The sequence below is a fragment of the Burkholderia sp. Ac-20392 genome (assembly GCF_017104585.1).
In the GTDB taxonomy this organism is placed as follows: Bacteria; Pseudomonadota; Gammaproteobacteria; order Burkholderiales; family Burkholderiaceae; genus Burkholderia; species Burkholderia lata.
Genome location: NZ_JAAGPB010001054.1, coordinates 1 through 798, shown reverse-complemented (window position 1 = coordinate 798; position 798 = coordinate 1). Strand labels below are relative to the sequence as shown.

The 798-nt window shown below is 70.4% G+C and carries 1 protein-coding gene; it reads right to left on the bottom strand.

What is annotated here, in order from left to right; all coding sequences use genetic code 11:
- Positions 1-798: DUF4132 domain-containing protein (locus tag G3N99_RS40720; protein ID WP_206125253.1), on the bottom strand; the 798-nt coding region annotated here is incomplete at both ends.

The following is a 798-nucleotide window of genomic DNA, read 5'->3' as shown; positions in this document are numbered from 1 at the left end:
GCCGGCGCGACGTGCCATGGCTTTCCGAGCCCGGATAGAGCCGCGCATCGACGAAGAAGGTCGCGCGCACGTCGCCGAATTCGCGGACCAGCCCGTCGTCGTACGCCCGGATCGACCAGCCTTCGCGGCGCGCGACGCCGATCAGCGGCCGGCTCGACAGCACGTGGCCTTCGAACATCGCGGAATCACTGGCCAGTGCGTCACCGTCGGCCGGCAGATAGTATTCGCGGAAAGCTTGCCTGACCGGCTGCCGCAGCGTGCGGCCGACGATCGCGCGTTGCCATGCGAGCCGCTCGTCCGCGTCGGCCAGCAGCGGGTGCCATAGCCGGATGTTGCTGTCGCTGGCGAGGTCGATCGCGTGCCCGGCCGCGTCGCGCAGCACGACCTTGCCTTTCGCGATGTCCGGCATGAACGACTGCGTCGATCCATCGGCGCCGCGCGCGTGCCAGATCATGCGCGCGGAGAACGCAGCGCCGGCCGGCGCATCGACGAGGCGCTCGCGCCATTCGGCGTGGCCGAGCGTCATCGACTGCCAGAAGCCGGCTTCCATGCACGTGGCGAGCATCGCAAGCTGCTTCTTGTCGGGCTTCGCGTCGAGCGTCATGCGCAGCGCGGTGTGCGGCCGCTCGCCGAGCGCGCGCTCGGCCGGCTTCAGGTTGCGCGCGAGCTTCTTCTGCACGCCGGCATGACGCACGATGGCGAGCGCGTCGCGCAGCGCACGCACGCCCTCGGGTGTCGGGATCGTCTCGACCGCGTGGCCGAGTGCGATCGAGAGCGATTGCGACGGCGCGGTCTTCG